Annotated in this window: 17 protein-coding genes; 9 read left to right on the forward strand and 8 right to left on the reverse strand. The window is 61.8% G+C overall.

The annotated features are described in order from the left end of the window. Positions 1–51: 51 nt before the first annotated feature. Positions 52–1,251 carry a tyrosine--tRNA ligase gene (gene tyrS, locus AC3WLP_RS27015; RefSeq protein ID WP_088513511.1) on the reverse strand — a complete coding sequence of 400 codons (1,200 nt, stop codon included), beginning with the start codon at positions 1,249–1,251 and terminating at the stop codon, positions 52–54. A 213-nt stretch (positions 1,252–1,464) separates the two neighbouring features. On the opposite strand from tyrS, the gene AC3WLP_RS27020 reads away from it, so the two are divergent. Both AC3WLP_RS27020 and AC3WLP_RS27025 read left to right on the forward strand, forming a co-directional pair. Then, entirely contained in the window at positions 1,465–2,886 is a 1,422-nt protein-coding gene (locus AC3WLP_RS27020) for a peptidoglycan DD-metalloendopeptidase family protein (RefSeq protein ID WP_003255509.1), read from the forward strand. Positions 2,887–2,889: 3 nt separating this feature from the next. Next, positions 2,890–3,981 carry an anhydro-N-acetylmuramic acid kinase gene (locus AC3WLP_RS27025; RefSeq protein ID WP_011953320.1) on the forward strand — a complete coding sequence of 364 codons (1,092 nt, stop codon included), beginning with the start codon at positions 2,890–2,892 and terminating at the stop codon, positions 3,979–3,981. Positions 3,982–4,040: 59 nt separating this feature from the next. Here the strand turns inward: AC3WLP_RS27025 and erpA are convergent, their stop codons facing one another. Both erpA and argC read right to left on the reverse strand, forming a co-directional pair. Then, on the reverse strand, positions 4,041–4,391 hold the full coding sequence (gene erpA, locus AC3WLP_RS27030) for an iron-sulfur cluster insertion protein ErpA (RefSeq protein ID WP_003255511.1): 351 nt from the start codon (positions 4,389–4,391) through the stop codon (positions 4,041–4,043). Positions 4,392–4,538: 147 nt separating this feature from the next. Then, a complete protein-coding gene (argC, locus tag AC3WLP_RS27035) occupies positions 4,539–5,573 on the reverse strand; it encodes an N-acetyl-gamma-glutamyl-phosphate reductase (protein ID WP_003255512.1) in 1,035 nt (344 codons plus the stop codon). 142 nt (positions 5,574–5,715) lie between these two features. On the opposite strand from argC, the gene hemJ reads away from it, so the two are divergent. The 6 genes from hemJ (at position 5,716) to AC3WLP_RS27065 (ending at position 10,142) form a co-directional block, all read left to right on the forward strand. Continuing rightward, positions 5,716–6,141, forward strand: coding sequence for a protoporphyrinogen oxidase HemJ (gene hemJ, locus AC3WLP_RS27040; RefSeq protein WP_003255513.1), 426 nt, complete (start codon positions 5,716–5,718; stop codon positions 6,139–6,141). 28 nt (positions 6,142–6,169) lie between these two features. Continuing rightward, positions 6,170–7,126 (forward strand): NAD(P)H-dependent flavin oxidoreductase, encoded by a 957-nt coding sequence (locus AC3WLP_RS27045; RefSeq protein ID WP_054888499.1) that lies wholly within the window; start codon positions 6,170–6,172, stop codon positions 7,124–7,126. A gap of 67 nt (positions 7,127–7,193) precedes the next feature. Continuing rightward, the gene (locus AC3WLP_RS27050; protein WP_003255516.1) at positions 7,194–7,976 is read left to right on the forward strand and encodes an SDR family NAD(P)-dependent oxidoreductase; all 783 of its coding nucleotides are present in this window, start codon (positions 7,194–7,196) and stop codon (positions 7,974–7,976) included. A gap of 63 nt (positions 7,977–8,039) precedes the next feature. Continuing rightward, positions 8,040–8,378 (forward strand): histidine triad nucleotide-binding protein, encoded by a 339-nt coding sequence (locus tag AC3WLP_RS27055; RefSeq protein WP_003255518.1) that lies wholly within the window; start codon positions 8,040–8,042, stop codon positions 8,376–8,378. 65 nt (positions 8,379–8,443) lie between these two features. Then, entirely contained in the window at positions 8,444–9,091 is a 648-nt protein-coding gene (coq7, locus tag AC3WLP_RS27060) for a 2-polyprenyl-3-methyl-6-methoxy-1,4-benzoquinone monooxygenase (protein ID WP_011953317.1), read from the forward strand. 10 nt (positions 9,092–9,101) lie between these two features. Further along, positions 9,102–10,142, forward strand: a complete 1,041-nt coding sequence (locus tag AC3WLP_RS27065; RefSeq protein ID WP_088513512.1) for a DUF2157 domain-containing protein — start codon at positions 9,102–9,104, stop codon at positions 10,140–10,142. Between the two features lie 76 nt (positions 10,143–10,218). Here AC3WLP_RS27065 and AC3WLP_RS27070 read toward each other — a convergent pair whose 3' ends face one another. After that, positions 10,219–10,641 (reverse strand): OsmC family protein, encoded by a 423-nt coding sequence (locus tag AC3WLP_RS27070; protein ID WP_004376171.1) that lies wholly within the window; start codon positions 10,639–10,641, stop codon positions 10,219–10,221. Positions 10,642–10,832: 191 nt separating this feature from the next. Here AC3WLP_RS27070 and crp point away from each other — a divergent pair, with 191 nt between their 5' ends. Further along, the gene (gene crp / locus AC3WLP_RS27075; protein ID WP_088513513.1) at positions 10,833–11,477 is read left to right on the forward strand and encodes a cAMP-activated global transcriptional regulator CRP; all 645 of its coding nucleotides are present in this window, start codon (positions 10,833–10,835) and stop codon (positions 11,475–11,477) included. Here the strand turns inward: crp and AC3WLP_RS27080 are convergent. The 4 genes from AC3WLP_RS27080 to AC3WLP_RS27095 all read right to left on the reverse strand — a co-directional run bounded on the left by AC3WLP_RS27080 (position 11,474) and on the right by AC3WLP_RS27095 (position 14,807). Then, positions 11,474–12,178, reverse strand: a complete 705-nt coding sequence (locus AC3WLP_RS27080) for a lipoate--protein ligase family protein (RefSeq protein ID WP_088513514.1) — start codon at positions 12,176–12,178, stop codon at positions 11,474–11,476. The two genes, crp and AC3WLP_RS27080, sit on opposite strands and share 4 nt — an antisense overlap. A gap of 146 nt (positions 12,179–12,324) precedes the next feature. Further along, positions 12,325–13,158 (reverse strand): indole-3-glycerol phosphate synthase TrpC, encoded by an 834-nt coding sequence (gene trpC, locus AC3WLP_RS27085; protein WP_003255528.1) that lies wholly within the window; start codon positions 13,156–13,158, stop codon positions 12,325–12,327. Beyond that, entirely contained in the window at positions 13,155–14,204 is a 1,050-nt protein-coding gene (gene trpD / locus AC3WLP_RS27090) for an anthranilate phosphoribosyltransferase (protein WP_011953314.1), read from the reverse strand. The genes trpC and trpD overlap by 4 nt, the downstream gene beginning before the upstream one ends. A gap of 9 nt (positions 14,205–14,213) precedes the next feature. Further along, positions 14,214–14,807 carry an aminodeoxychorismate/anthranilate synthase component II gene (locus AC3WLP_RS27095; protein ID WP_004574924.1) on the reverse strand — a complete coding sequence of 198 codons (594 nt, stop codon included), beginning with the start codon at positions 14,805–14,807 and terminating at the stop codon, positions 14,214–14,216. Between the last annotated feature and the right edge of the window lie 117 nt (positions 14,808–14,924).

Raw genomic sequence — 14,924 nt, forward strand, 5'->3', positions numbered from 1 at the left:
GGGGAGGCCTACCGGCCTCCCCGCTTCTATATAGCTACACCATCCAGGCAATCACTCAGCCTTGAGGGTAACCCGGCCAAACGACTTCTTGCCCGCCTGACATACATGGGTAGCACCACGGACAAACATGAAGTCCTTGTCGACCACTGCACCATCAACTTTCACCGCGCCGCCATTCAGCAAGTCTCGCGCCTGCGCCGAGTTCTTGACCAGACCAGCCCGGTTCAGCACCGCAGCAATTGGCAGGTCTTCCGCCGCAGCCACTTCGATCTCCGGCAAGTCTTCCGGCAGCTCGCCTTCCTTCATACGGTTACCGGCAGCACGGTGAGCATTGGCCGCAGCCTCCTCACCATGGAAGCGCGCCACAATTTCTTCCGCCAGCTTGATCTTGATGTCACGTGGGTTGGCGCCATTGGCAACATCGGCCCGGAACTGCTCGATTTCTTCCATCGAACGGAAGCTCAGCAGCTCGAAGTAACGCCACATCAGGGTATCCGGGATCGACACCAGCTTGCTGTACATCACCCCTGGCGCTTCCTGGATGCCGACATAGTTGCCCAGCGACTTCGACATCTTCTTCACACCGTCGAGCCCTTCGAGCAGTGGCATGGTCACGATGTTCTGCGCTTCCTGGCCATAAGACCGCTGCAGTTCACGCCCCATCAGCAGGTTGAACTTCTGGTCGGTACCGCCCAGCTCGACGTCCGCTTTCAGCGCTACCGAGTCGTACCCCTGCACCAGCGGATAGAGGAACTCGTGAATGGCAATCGGCTGATTGGTGGTGTAACGCTTGTCGAAGTCATCACGCTCCAGCATGCGCGCGACGGTGTACTGCGAAGCCAGGCGAATGAAATCGGCAGGGGTCAGCTTGTCCATCCACGTGGAGTTGAACGCGACTTCAGTCTTGGCCGGATCAAGAATCTTGAACACCTGCTGCTTGTACGTCTCAGCGTTCTCCAGCACCTGTTCGCGGGTCAGCGGCGGGCGCGTGGCGCTCTTGCCACTCGGGTCGCCGATCATGCCGGTGAAGTCACCGATCAGGAAGATGACCTGATGGCCCAGATCCTGGAACTGGCGCAGCTTGTTGATCAGCACCGTGTGACCCAGGTGCAGGTCCGGAGCGGTCGGGTCGAAGCCGGCCTTGATGCGCAGAGGTTGGCCGCGCTTGAGCTTCTCCACCAGTTCCGACTCGACCAGTACTTCTTCCGCACCGCGCTTGATAAGCGCCAGCTGCTCTTCAACCGACTTCATAGACAAACCCGCAAGGCTCAGATTCAGGGGGAGCCAACCATACAAGATCGGCCGTCAAATACAAGTTTCGCAAAGGAATGTGACCCGAACACAGGCTTGCGGCGTCTACGCGCCCTTGCGTGAAAATGGATTTGGTTATATTTTATACAGTTATTTCATCTTCATCATGTCATTCATCTTTTCCATTTCACCTTTTTCAAAGTCACCTTGCCCATGACCAACGAACCGCCTAAAGCGCCCCCGCTTTATCCGAAGAGCCATCTGTTGGCCGCCAGCGGCATCGCCGCCCTGCTCAGCCTGGCTTTGCTGGTATTTCCTTCCAGCGAAGTGGAAGCCAAGAAAACTACCCTCAACCTCGAGCTCGAAAGCCCTGCCGAGCAGCTGAAAGACGAATCCCGCGCCGCGCCCCTGGTGCAAAGCGAAGGTGAGCAAGGCTCGCCTTTCGCCCAGATCGAAGAGGCTACCCCCGAAACCCAGAAGGCCGATCAGCAGGCCCCGGCCGCCGAACCGGTTGCCGAGGCCGCCAAGGAGCCTGGCCACCGCGAAGTCACCGTGGCCCGCGGCGATACCCTGTCCACCCTGTTCGCCAAGGTCGGCCTGCCCGCCAATGCTGTGCATGACTTGCTGGCCAGCAACAAGCAGGCCAAGCAGTTCAGCCAGCTCAAGCACGGCCAGGTCTTGCAATTCGAGCTCGACAAGGATGGCCAGCTGGCCAGTCTGCACAGCAAAGTCAGCAACCTCGAAACCATTCGCCTGACCAAAACCGCCAAGGGCTACACATTCAACCGTGAAATCAGCAAGCCGGTGATACGCACCGCCTATGCCCACGGCGTGATCAAGAGCTCGCTGTCTGCTTCCGCCCAGCGCGCCGGCCTGTCCCACAGCATGACCATGGACATGGCCCGCGTGCTGGGTTACGACATCGACTTCGCCCAGGATATTCGCCCAGGGGACGAGTTCGACGTGGTCTACGAACAGAAGGTGATGGACGGCAAGGTCGTCGGCACCGGTAACATCCTCTCTGCGCGCTTCACCAACCGCGGCAAAACCTACACTGCCGTGCGCTACACCAACAAGCAGGGCAACACTACCTACTACACCGCCGACGGCAACAGCCTGCGCAAGGCATTCATCCGTACCCCGGTGGACTTCGCCCGCATCAGCTCGCGCTTTTCCGCCGGTCGCAAGCACCCCATCCTGAACAAGATCCGCGCCCACAAAGGCGTCGACTACGCGGCCCCACGAGGTACTCCGATCAAGGCTGCCGGTGACGGTCGCATCGAACTGGCCGGGCGCCGTGGTGGCTACGGCAATACCGTGATCATTCAGCATGGCAACCGCTACAAAACGCTGTATGGCCACATGCAGGGCTTTGCCAAAGGCATCAAGACCGGCAGTACGGTCAAACAGGGCCAGATCATTGGCTACATCGGCACTACCGGCCTGTCCACCGGACCACACCTGCACTACGAGTTCCAGGTCAACGGCGTGCACGTCGACCCGCTGAGCCAGAAGGTGCCAATGGCTGACCCGATTGCCAAGAACGAGCGTCAGCGCTTCCTGCAGCAGAGCCAGCCGCTGATTGCCCGCATGGATCAGGAAAAGGCCACCCTGCTCGCAGCGAACAAGCGCTAACCCATGGCGCTCTACCTGGGGGTGATGTCCGGTACCAGCCTCGATGGCCTGGATATCGCCCTGATCGAACAAGGCGAGCAGCTTGAACTGCTCGCCACCCACTACCTGCCCATGCCCCCGGACCTGCGCAAGGACCTGCTGGCCCTGTGCAGTAGCGGCACTGACGAGATTGCCCGTGCCGCACTGGCGGAAAACCGCTGGGCCAGCCTGGCCGGCGAAGGTATCCGCCAACTGCTGGCTCGCCAGGGACTGAAGCCCGAAGCCATTCGCGCCATTGGCAGCCACGGTCAGACCATTCGCCATGAACCGTCCCGCGGCTTTACTGTGCAGATCGGTAACCCCGCACTGCTCGCCGAGCTGACCGGCATCAGCGTGGTCGCCGACTTCCGCCGTCGCGATGTGGCTGCCGGTGGCCAGGGCGCGCCACTGGTACCGGCCTTCCACGAAACCCTGTTCAGCCAGCTTGGCCGACGCCTGGCAATCCTCAACGTAGGCGGTTTCAGCAACCTCAGCCTGATCGAGCAGGACAAGCCAGTTCATGGGTTCGATTGCGGCCCGGGGAACGTGCTGCTGGATGCCTGGATCGAGCGCGAGCACGGCCACGCCTACGATGCAGATGGCGCCTGGGCTGCCTCAGGTGTGGTTCAGCCCGGGTTGCTCAGCGCACTGATGGCTGACCCGTTCTTTGCCGGCAGCGGCCCCAAGAGTACCGGCCGCGAGGTGTTCAACCTGCCTTGGCTGGATCGCCACCTGGCCAACCTGCCGGCATACCGGGCCCAGGACGTGCAGGCGACACTGCTGGAGCTGACCGCACGCAGCATCATCGATTCGCTTGGCAAAGCCCAGCAAGGCACCGAGGCGCTGTTGGTCTGTGGTGGGGGCGCCCGCAACGGCGCGCTGATGGCCCGTCTTGGCCAGCTGCTACCGGCGGCCCGTGTCGCAAGCACTGGCGCCTATGGCGTAGACCCGGACTGGGTCGAAGCCATGGCCTTCGCCTGGCTGGCTCACTGCTGCCTGGAGGGTATCGCCGCCAACCGCCCCAGCGTCACTGCCGCCAAGGGCCTGCGCGTACTGGGTGCAATCTACCCGGCATAGCCGCTACGCCAGAAAGCAAAACGCCGCGCGATTGCGCGGCGTTTTCGTATGCCCAGCCCTTAGATCGAGAACGAAGACCCGCAACCGCAGGTGGTCGCGGCATTCGGGTTCTTGATCACGAACCGCGAACCTTCCAGGCCTTCCTGGTAGTCCACTTCGGCACCCGCCAGGTACTGGAAGCTCATCGGGTCGACCACCAGGGAAACGCCCTCGCGCTCGACAATGGTGTCATCTTCGGCCACGTCTTCATCGAAGGTGAAGCCGTACTGGAAGCCGGAGCAACCGCCACCGGTAACGAACACTCGCAGCTTCAGACGCTCATTGCCTTCCTCATTGACCAGGTTCTTCACCTTCTGGGCTGCCCCGTGGGTAAATTCCAGACCGGTAGGGGTGAAGGTTTCGACGCTCATGTTGATTCTCCCGGCGCGGTAGCCGCCATAAAACTCGATGACGCGCATTATCCGCTTTCCCGAGAAAATCGGTCAAGAATTGTGCGGCTTTAGTCGCGACCTGCAAAAAGGCCCGCACGACGCGGGCCTTTTCCAATGCTGGTGGCCTTACGGCAGCAAGCCGGCATGGGACAGGCCCATGCGTTCATCCAGCCCGAACAGGATGTTGAGGTTCTGCACCGCCTGGCCGGAGGCGCCCTTGACCAGGTTGTCGATCACCGACAGCACCACCACCAGGTCACCACCCTGCGGGCGATGAACGGCAATGCGGCAGACGTTGGCACCACGCACGCTACGGGTTTCCGGATGGCTGCCTGCTGGCATCACGTCGACGAACGGTTCATCGGCATAGCGTTTCTCGAACAGCGCCTGCAGGTCGACCGAGGTATCGACCACGTTTGCGTACAGGGTGGCGTGGATACCACGGATCATCGGCGTCAGGTGCGGCACGAACGTCAGGCCGATATCCTTGCCTGCGGCCAGGCGCAAGCCCTGGCTGATTTCTGGCAAGTGACGATGCCCCTTGACTGCATAGGCCTTCATGCTCTCGCCGGCTTCGCAGAACAGCGAACCGACCGCGGCGCCACGGCCAGCACCGCTGACACCCGACTTGCAGTCGGCGATCAGGCGCGACGCATCGGCCAGGCCCGCTTCCAGCAGCGGCAGGAAGCCCAGCTGGGTGGCAGTCGGGTAGCAACCCGGCACAGCGATCAGACGCGCCTGGCGGATCTTCTCGCGGTTCACTTCTGGCAGGCCGTATACCGCGTCCTTGAGCAGCTCAGGCGCGCCATGGGGCTGACCGTACCACTTGCCCCACTCGGCGGCATCCTGCAGGCGGAAGTCGGCAGACAGGTCGATCACCTTGGTGCCGGCCGCCAGCAGCTCACCGGCCAGGGCGTGGGCAACACCATGCGGGGTGGCGAAGAACACCACATCACAGGCCCCCAGAGCCTTGCTGTCCGGCACGCTGAACGCCAACCCGTCATAGTGGCCGCGCAGGTTCGGGTACATGTCCGCCACCGCCACGCCCGCCTCGGAGCGCGAAGTAATGACCGCCACTTCGGCCTGTGGATGCTGTGCCAGCAGACGCAACAGTTCGACGCCGGTGTAACCCGTGCCGCCGACGATACCGACCTTGATCATAACGCTTGCCCCTTATCAACGAGCCGTCTGGAAAGCGCACGATAATAGGGGCGCAGGGCGCCTGTAACAACTCTTCGGGTGACCCTTCGGGCGCTTGACCACTACTATCTGACGACCGTGATTATCTGAAGGAACTCCCTCCATGCTTTACCTATGGATCAAAGCGCTGCATATCGTCAGCGTGGTCTGCTGGTTCGCCGGCCTGTTCTACCTGCCCAGGTTGTTCGTCTACCACGCCCAGAGCCAGGACAGCATCAGCCAGGAACGCTTTGCGACCATGGAGCGCAAGCTGTACCGCGGCATCATGAATCCGGCGATGATCGCCACCTACGTTTTTGGCGCCTGGATGCTGTACCTCACCCCCGGCTGGCTGAGCCAGGGGTGGCTGCATGCCAAGCTCACCCTGGTGATCCTACTGACCGGCTACCATCACGTGTGCGGTGCCCAGCGCAAACGCTTCGCCAATGGCACCAACACCCGCAGCCACGTCTACTATCGCTGGTTCAACGAAGTGCCCGTGCTGATCCTGCTGGGTATCGTCATTCTGGTGGTGGTGAAACCGTTCTGACATAGCCACCCGCTCAAGGAGCCTTGCCATGTCGCTACCTGCCTCGCTCGAACAACGCCTGCGGCTGCCCGTGGTTGCCGCGCCGATGTTCCTCATCTCCAACCCCCAATTGGTGCTGGCCTGCTGCGCCAGCGGCGTGGTTGGCAGTTTCCCGGCACTGAACCAACGCGACAGCGCTGGCTTCAAGGCTTGGCTGGAAGAGATCGAGGCAGGCCTGGCTCAACTGCAGGCGCCAGCGCCCTACGCCGTCAACCTGATCGTCCACCCGACCAACCCGCGCCTGCAGGCCGACTTGGCCTTGTGCGTCGCACACCGTGTACCAATCGTTATCACCAGCCTGGGGGCAGTAAAGGAAGTGGTCGATGCCGTACACGGCTACGGCGGCCTGGTGCTCCACGATGTCACCACCCGCCGGCATGCCGAAAAAGCCGCCGAAGCGGGTGTCGATGGCCTTATCGCCGTCGCCGCAGGCGCAGGCGGCCATGCCGGCACCTGGAGCCCGTTCGCCCTGGCCGCAGAAATTCGCCAGTTCTTCGACAAGACCCTGCTGCTGGCTGGCTGCATTAACCACGGCCACGAAATCCTGGCCGCACAACTGCTGGGGGCGGACCTGGCGTACATGGGCACGCGCTTCATCGCCACCACAGAAAGCCAGGCTCAGGGCGCCTACAAACAGATGCTGCTGAACGCCCATGCCGCCGACATCATCCACACACCCGTGGTGTCCGGCATCCCCGCCAGCTTCCTGCGCCAGAGCCTGGAGCAGGCCGGCTACGACATGAACGCCCTCAAAGGCGGGCAGGTGCAAGGCAAGCTCAAGCCGATCGATGACGAAGCCAAGGCCTGGAAGACCGTATGGTCAGCGGGCCAGGGCGTCGGTGCAATCCATGACCTGCCCAGCGCCAGCGCATTGATCGAGCGCCTGCATGGCGAGTACCGACAAGCCCTGGAACGCTGCCAGGTTTTGCGCGCCCGCGCCTTGTAGCAAAAGGCAACACCTTGCACGGGCAAGTTGTACACTAGGCGCCCTCTTCCGCCCCCAGGAGCCTTGCATGACCCGTTACGCCATGATCACTGGTGCTTCCAGCGGCCTGGGCCTGGCCTTGGCGGAAGCGCTGGCACGGCGCGGGCGCAATCTGATCCTGGTGGCACGCCAACGAGAAACGCTGGAGCCTGTCGCCATCGAGCTGACCCAGCGTTTCGGTGTCGAGGTGCTGTTCCGCGCCTGCGACCTCAGTCAGCCGTTGCGCCTTTCAGGCTTCGTGCTAGAGCTGGAAGAAGGTGAGCGGCGTATCGATTTGCTGGTCAACTGCGCGGGCTTGCGCACCTATGGGCCGTTCCTGGCCCATGAATGGGCCGACGAACAGGATCTGCTGGAAGTCAACGTGCTGGCCCTGAGCCGCCTGTGCCACGCCATCGGTAACCTGATGGCTGTACAGGGTGGCGGGCAGATTCTCAACGTCGCCGGCCTGGCCGGGGTGGCGCCTGGCCCATGGATGGCCGCCTATGCCGCCAGCAAGGCCTATGTGCTGAGCTTTTCCCAGGCCCTGCGCGAAGAACTCAAGCGCACCGGCATCAAGGTCTCTGTACTGTGCCCTGGCCCGGTACGTTCCGCACGCCGGCGCATTGCGCGGCTCGATGGCAAGCCGCGCTGTCTCAGCCCCGAGGAAGTGGCGCTGTACACCGTGCGGGCACTGGACAAGAACCGCGCACTGATCATGCCTGGCCGGCGCAACCGCTGGCTGGCGTTCGCACCGCGGCTGTTGCCGCGCTGGCTGGTGCGCAAGCTGGCCGGGGCCATCCACCGCCGCTATTGCCCCTTAGGCATGGAATAGCCACTGGGCGAGCGGCGCCCGGCTGAGTACACTCGGCCCGACCCTCACCATGGAGCAAGTGCTGTGGACGATCTATTCCTCAAAATCATCAACCGGGAAATCCCGGCAGATATCATCTATGAAGACGACCAGATCCTGGCCTTCAAGGACATTGCACCCGCGGCACCGGTACATTTTCTGGTCATCCCGAAAAAGCACATTCGCACCCTCAATGACCTGACCGAAGAAGACAAGGCCCTGGCTGGCCACATCCTGTTCACCGCCCAGCGCCTGGCTGTCGAACAAGGCTGCGAGGAAGGTTTCCGCGTGGTCATGAACTGCAACCCCAAAGGCGGCCAGACTGTCTACCACATCCATATGCACGTGCTTGGCCAGCGCCAGATGAACTGGCCACCGGGCTGACCCACGGCAAGCGACCCCGCCGCTATTGCGGTAAACTGTCGGGCACATTCTTGCGGAGGTGCCCGATGGCTACCGAACGTCACTACTCGCCGCTCGACCGCTTGTTGCTGCAGGCCGATACCGCCATGCGCACCTTGCTGCCTTTCAGCGGCCAACCCGCCCGGCCATCGCCGGCCATCGTCCAGCCAGACGTTGACCTGGACGAGCAACAGGCCCGCCATATTGCCGGGCTGATGCGCATCAACCATACCGGTGAAGTCTGCGCCCAGGCGTTGTACCAAGGCCAGGCCCTGACCGCCAAGCTGCCCGAAGTGCGCAAGGCCATGGAGCATGCCGCCGAGGAAGAAGTGGATCACCTGGCCTGGTGCGAACAGCGCATTCGCCAGCTGAACAGTCACCCCAGCGTGCTCAACCCTCTGTTCTACGGCATGTCGTTCGGCATCGGCGCACTGGCAGGGCTGGTCAGCGACAAGGTCAGCCTGGGCTTCGTCGCCGCTACCGAACATCAGGTGTGCAAGCACCTCGACGAGCACCTGGAGCAGCTCCCGCACGAAGATGAAAAATCCCGGGCCATTCTCGAGCAAATGCGCATCGACGAAGAACAGCACGCCGAGTCTGCACTGGAAGCCGGTGGTTATCGCTTCCCGGCCCCCGTCCGCTTTGGCATGAGCTTGCTGGCCAAGGTCATGACCAAGAGCACATACCGCATCTGAAGGCATCACCATGACGGATCGATTCGACGCCAAGGACCTGGCGCGCGCCGTGCAAGCAGGCATTCTCCAACCAGGCCAGGACCAAAGTCTGTTGGCATTCCTGCGCCAGCAACCCGCACCACGTGGCAGCTTTCAGCTGGCCCATGTTGCCTTCTACTTTGGCGCCATGCTGATCATGGCGGCAATGGGCTGGTTGCTCACCGAGGCCTGGATGAGCCTCGGTGACGGCGCGCTGTTGATCATCGCCAGCCTCTATATCCTGCTGATCACCTTGTTCGCCCTCAATCTGCAACGCCGCGCCCAGCCCGTCGCTGCTGGCGTGCTGGCAGCAGTAGCCGTCAGCATCGTGCCGCTGGCGGTATTCGCTATCGAACGCATGCTCGGCTGGTGGCCACTAAACGATGCGCAGGCTGACTACCACCAGTACTACACCTACGTGCAAGGCGGCTGGCTGGCGATGGAAGCAGCCACGGTGCTTGCCGGGCTGCTAATGCTGCGACTGATCCCCTACCCGTTCGTCGTCATGCCAATGGCCGTGGCCTTGTGGTTCATGTCGATGGACCTTAGCGAGTGGTTCTTCGGCTCACCGTTCAGTTGGGAGCAGCGTCGCCACGTCTCCCTGTGGTTTGGGCTGGGCTTGCTGGTGGTTTTCCTCGTGATAGACGGCCGCACACGTGAGGACTACGCCCGTTGGGGTTACCTCGCCGGGCTGGCAGCGTTCTGGGGCGGGTTGACGCTACTGGACAGCGGCAGTGAGTTGGGCAAGGCCATGTACTGCCTGATCAACATTGCGCTGATGGGCATGGCGGTGCTGCTGCGTCGGCCGGTGTTCATGGTGTTTGGTGCGCTGGGGGTGGCGGCTTATCTGGGATATCTGTCGTACGAGGTGTTTGCCCAGTCGTTGCTGTTCCCGGTGGTGCTGACCATGATCGGGCTGGGGGTTATCTGGCTTGGCCTGGTTTACCAAAAGCGCCGGGAGCGGTTGAGCCAGGCGCTAAGAAGCAGTCTTCCGCAATGGTTGCGGATGGCCCTTCCGGCCCTGCGCGACTGAAGCTCGCCCGGGCCGCAGGTGGGAGCGGGCTCACCCGCTTCCACAAGGGCTGCAAAGCGGCCCCGGAATCTCAGCCTTAACCCAGCTCTACGATTTCATACCCATGGGTAATCTCAACCCCGGCACGCTCGAGCATGATCGAAGCCGAGCAATACTTTTCCGCCGACAGCTCCACCGCCCGCTTGACCTGCGCTTCTTTCAGCCCACGCCCCTTCACCACGAAGTTCATGTGAATCTTGGTGAACACCTTCGGGTCTTCGCTGGCGCGCTCTGCCTCCAGAAATGCCTCACAGCTTTCCACTGCCTGGCGCGATTTCTTCAGAATGCTCACCACGTCAAAGCTGCTGCAGCCACCCAGGCCCAGCAACAGCATTTCCATCGGTCGCACGCCCAGGTTGCGGCCGCCGGCCTCGGGCGGGCCGTCCATTACGACGACATGGCCGCTCCCCGATTCGCCGAGGAACATTGCCTCACCGGCCCACTGGATACGTGCCTTCATCTACCCGGACTCCTGATTTTCGGAAAAGGGTGTCAGCTTAGACCTTGTGCGGCTGTGGGAAAAGCACGAGATGTGTCGGTTTAGTACCGAAACATCTCGTAGTGTCTGATAAGCTGGCGCCAAATGACTGGCGCTCTCCGTCAGCCAACCTCTATAAAAAGCCTATGCGTCGTATCGAACAGGATTTCGTGATGGTTGCCTCCGCCCTACCCGCCAAGATAAAGAACATCGACAAGCTGCTGGTACACTGCCAGCGCCGCCGCTACACCGCCAAAAGCAACATCATCTGCGCCGGCGACCGGGCCGAGACACTGTCTTTTATCATCAAGGGTTCGGTCACCATCCTCATCGAGGACGACGACGGCCATGAAATGATCATCGCCTACCTCAACAATGGCGATTTCTTTGGCGAGCTAGGCCTGTTCGAGCCCGCTGATGGCGAGCAGCAGCGCAGTGCCTGGGTACGCGCCAAGACCGAATGCGAAGTGGCCGAAATCAGCTACGAAAAGTTTCGCGAACTGGCGCGCCAGGACCCTGAAATCCTCTACGCCCTGGGCAGTCAAATGGCCCAGCGCCTGCGCAACACTACGCGCAAGGTTGGCGATTTGGCATTTTTCGACGTGACCGGGCGAGTTGCCCGTTGCCTGCTGGAACTGTGCAAGCAGCCCGACGCCATGACCCACCCCGATGGCATGCAAATCAAGATTACCCGTCAGGAAATCGGCCGAATCGTCGGTTGCTCTCGGGAAATGGTCGGCCGCGTTCTCAAGGACCTCGAGGAACGCAGCCTGGTGCAGGTCAAGGGCAAGACCATGGTGGTCTACGGTACCCGCTAGTCCTTGGGCAACTCGGCCAACACCTTGGCGTAGGCCTGCGAAAGGCGCTCGAACCAGGGCGCTGCCGGCGCCACTTCGTGCAAGGCGATGTGCGCTTCGGCGCGACAGCGTTGCTCCAGCTCACAGCACTCGTTGAAGCGGTTGACCGCCGCCACCATCGACTCACGCTCGTTGTCCAGCAGCAGCGCACCGTGCACCAGCACCACAGGGCGCTTGCCACCCAGGCCCTGACGCCAGCGCTGGGCGGTACCCACCAGTTTGCGGCCATTGAGGTTGACGTTGTAGCGGCCATCGCAGAAGGCCCCGTCGATTTCCCCGACTGACGCTACACCGCCCCACTCGCGCAGCACATCGCACAGCGGCAGACACAGGCGCTCGTAGGCATTTTCGATACGGCCGTGGTCGCCTTCGCTGCGCGGTGCGGCGTAGACCAGTGCAACGTTCACTGTCGAATGCGACTGAGGCACTGGCTCGCCGCCGGTTTCTCGCAGCAGCACCGGCCAGCCAGCAATAGCCAGTTCCGCGCAGGCGACCTCGAAGTTGCCCAGCCGGCTCATGCGCCGAGGCATGACCAGCGCGTGGTCGGTGGGGCGCCAGAACAGCACACCATTCTCGCGTTCGCCGCGGCAGACGGCGGCCAGCAGTTCCTGCTCGGCGTGCAGGCCTTGTTCGACGCTCAGGGCCAGGGGTTGATCGGTCATTGATCCACCTATGATGTTGATTTCAAGGGCCTCTTCGCGGTAAACCCGCGCCTACAACAGGGCGCGTCCCCGTGTAGGGGCGGGCTTGCCCGCGACGCGGCCATTACAGGTACAAAAAAGCCGGCAAAAACGCCGGCTTCATTTGATCAGTCCAGTTGCTGAACAGTCTTCTTCACCTGCTCGGGGAAGAACAGCCGCTGTAATTCCAGGCCAGGCTGCTCGGCGCGCATGAACGCCTCTCCCACCAGGAACGAGTAAACCTCGTTGATTGCCATCAGCTCCACATCGGCCCGGTTAAGAATACCGCTTTCGGTAATCGCCAGACGGTCGCGCGGAATGCGCGGCAGCAGGTCAAGGGTGGTTTCCAGGCTGACCTCGAAGGTGTGCAGGTTGCGGTTGTTCACCCCAACCAGCGGTGTATCCAGGGTTTTAAGCGCGCGCTCCAGTTCATCGCCATCGTGCACTTCTACCAGCACGTCGAGGCCGACGTCCTTGGCGGTGGCCGCCAGTTCAGCCATCTTCACGTCATCCAGCGCCGACACGATCAGCAGTACGCAATCTGCGCCCAGGGCCCGGGCTTCGACGATCTGGTAAGGGTCGACCATGAAGTCCTTGCGGATCACCGGCAGCGAAACCGCCGCGCGGGCCTGCTGCAAGTACTCATCGGCACCCTGGAAATAATCGACATCGGTCAACACCGACAGGCAGGTGGCCCCGCCCTTCTCGTAGCTGACCGCGATTTCCGCTGGCACGAAGTGCTCGCGGATCACGCCCTTGCTTGGCGACGCTTTCTTGATTTCGGCAATCACCGCTGGCTGCTTGCGCTTGGCCTGCTCGATCAGCGCATTGGCGAAGCCTCGCGGGGCGTCAGCGGCCTTGGCCAGGCCCTCCAGTTCGGCGAGGCTGACGCGCGCACTGCGCTCGGCCACTTCCTGGAACTTGCGGGCAATGATCCTTTCCAGCACCGTCGGCACACTCATGCTTCGTTCTCCACCTTGAATACTGCAGTAAAGGCACCCAATTCCTGCAGCTTTTCCCAGGCCAAGCCGGTGTGCAGTACATCATGGGCCAGTTCTACACCGGCTTTCAGGCTCATGGCATGGTCAGCGGCATACAGCGCCGCGCCAGCATTAAGCACGATCATCTCGGCGGCCTTCTGACCGTTCTCGGTCTTGCGCCGGCCCAGCGCATCGCGGATCAACTCCAGCGAAGCCTGAGGGCTCTCGACAGCCAGGCCATGAAGGCTCTGGCTCTTCATGCCGAGGTCTTCCGGCTCTACCCAATATTCAGTGATTTCGCCGTTTTTCAGTTCGGCAACGAAGGTGGGTGCAGCCAGGCTGAACTCGTCCAGACCATCCTTCGAGTGTACGACCAGCACATGCTTGCTCCCCAGGCGCTGCAGCACCTCAGCCAGCGGGCGGCAAAGGGTTTGCGCGAACACACCGACCACCTGGTGCTTCACTCCGGCCGGATTCGTAAGCGGGCCGAGCATATTGAACAGGGTGCGCAACCCCAGTTCTCGACGTGGGCCAGCGGCATGTTTCATGGCCGAGTGGTGACTTTGCGCGAACATGAAGCCGATGCCCAGGCTGTCGATGCAGCGTGCCACTTGAGTCGGCGTCAGGTTCAGGTAGATGCCGGCAGCTTCCAGCAGGTCGGCACTGCCGCTCTTGCCCGATACTGCGCGGTTACCATGTTTGGCCACCGGGCAACCCGCCGCCGCCAGGACGAAGGACGAAGCGGTGGACACGTTGAAGATGTTGGCGCCATCACCGCCGGTCCCGACAATATCGACGACACCATCGAGGCTTTGCAGCTCGACCTTTTCGGCCAGCTCACGCATCACCGACACCGCACCGACGATTTCGTCGATGCTTTCGCTTTTCATGCGCATGCCCATCAGGAAAGCGCCTATCTGCGCCTCGCTGCACTGACCGGTCATGATCTGGCGCATGACCTCGCGCATTTCTTCGGTAGTAAGGTCCAACTGGCCGACGATACGGCTCAACGCATTCTTGATGTCCATGTTCGATCCTTAACGGCGGCCGCCGGTCTGCTTGAGGAAGTTGGCGAACAGTTCGTGGCCCTGCTCGGTCAGGATCGACTCAGGGTGGAATTGCACCCCTTCGATATTCAGCGTCTTGTGGCGCAGGCCCATGATCTCATCGACCGAACCGTCAGCATGGGAGGTCCAGGCGGTCACTTCCAGGCAGTCGGGCAAGGTTTCACGCTTTACCACCAGCGAGTGGTAACGGGTCACGGTCAGCGGGTTGTTAAGGCTGGCGAACACGCCCAGGTCGCGGTGATATACCGGGCTGGTCTTCCCGTGCATGACCTGGCGTGCACGTACAACGTCGCCGCCAAAGGCCTGCCCGATTGACTGGTGGCCCAGGCATACACCGAGGATTGGCAACTTCCCGGCGAAATGCAGGATGGCCTCGATAGACACGCCCGCCTCGCTTGGGGTGCACGGGCCCGGGGATACGACGATGCGCTCAGGGTTGAGGGCCTCGATCTGGGCGATGGTCAATTCGTCATTGCGAATGACCTTGACCTCGGCACCCAGCTCGCCAAGGTACTGAACGACGTTGTAAGTGAATGAGTCGTAATTGTCGATCATCAGTAACATGGTGTTAAACCTCTTGAATCTACTGACTTCATGATTCGAACCTTCCTGCACCAGCCACAGGCGCGGCTTTGCCACAACGGGCGGTAAACGAGAAGGCAAACGGGGGCGGGCCGGGCG

This window comes from Pseudomonas sp. FW305-E2, assembly GCF_058782925.1.

Bases quoted from the DNA above. Each gene is read 5' to 3' on its own strand.
- AC3WLP_RS27020 (WP_003255509.1), top strand. From the start codon at position 1,465: ATGACCAACGAACCGCCTAAAGCGCCCCCGCTTTATCCGAAGAGCCAT.
- tyrS (WP_088513511.1), bottom strand. From the start codon at position 1,251: ATGAAGTCGGTTGAAGAGCAGCTGGCGCTTATCAAGCGCGGTGCGGAA.
- trpC (WP_003255528.1), bottom strand. From the start codon at position 13,158: ATGAGTGTGCCGACGGTGCTGGAAAGGATCATTGCCCGCAAGTTCCAG.
- argC (WP_003255512.1), bottom strand. From the start codon at position 5,573: ATGATCAAGGTCGGTATCGTCGGCGGCACGGGTTACACCGGCGTCGAA.
- AC3WLP_RS27045 (WP_054888499.1), top strand. From the start codon at position 6,170: ATGTCGCTACCTGCCTCGCTCGAACAACGCCTGCGGCTGCCCGTGGTT.
- AC3WLP_RS27080 (WP_088513514.1), bottom strand. From the start codon at position 12,178: ATGACCGATCAACCCCTGGCCCTGAGCGTCGAACAAGGCCTGCACGCC.
- trpD (WP_011953314.1), bottom strand. From the start codon at position 14,204: ATGGACATCAAGAATGCGTTGAGCCGTATCGTCGGCCAGTTGGACCTT.
- AC3WLP_RS27065 (WP_088513512.1), top strand. From the start codon at position 9,102: ATGACGGATCGATTCGACGCCAAGGACCTGGCGCGCGCCGTGCAAGCA.
- AC3WLP_RS27070 (WP_004376171.1), bottom strand. From the start codon at position 10,641: ATGAAGGCACGTATCCAGTGGGCCGGTGAGGCAATGTTCCTCGGCGAA.
- AC3WLP_RS27025 (WP_011953320.1), top strand. From the start codon at position 2,890: ATGGCGCTCTACCTGGGGGTGATGTCCGGTACCAGCCTCGATGGCCTG.
- AC3WLP_RS27095 (WP_004574924.1), bottom strand. From the start codon at position 14,807: ATGTTACTGATGATCGACAATTACGACTCATTCACTTACAACGTCGTT.
- coq7 (WP_011953317.1), top strand. From the start codon at position 8,444: ATGGCTACCGAACGTCACTACTCGCCGCTCGACCGCTTGTTGCTGCAG.
- crp (WP_088513513.1), top strand. From the start codon at position 10,833: ATGGTTGCCTCCGCCCTACCCGCCAAGATAAAGAACATCGACAAGCTG.
- erpA (WP_003255511.1), bottom strand. From the start codon at position 4,391: ATGAGCGTCGAAACCTTCACCCCTACCGGTCTGGAATTTACCCACGGG.
- hemJ (WP_003255513.1), top strand. From the start codon at position 5,716: ATGCTTTACCTATGGATCAAAGCGCTGCATATCGTCAGCGTGGTCTGC.
- AC3WLP_RS27050 (WP_003255516.1), top strand. From the start codon at position 7,194: ATGACCCGTTACGCCATGATCACTGGTGCTTCCAGCGGCCTGGGCCTG.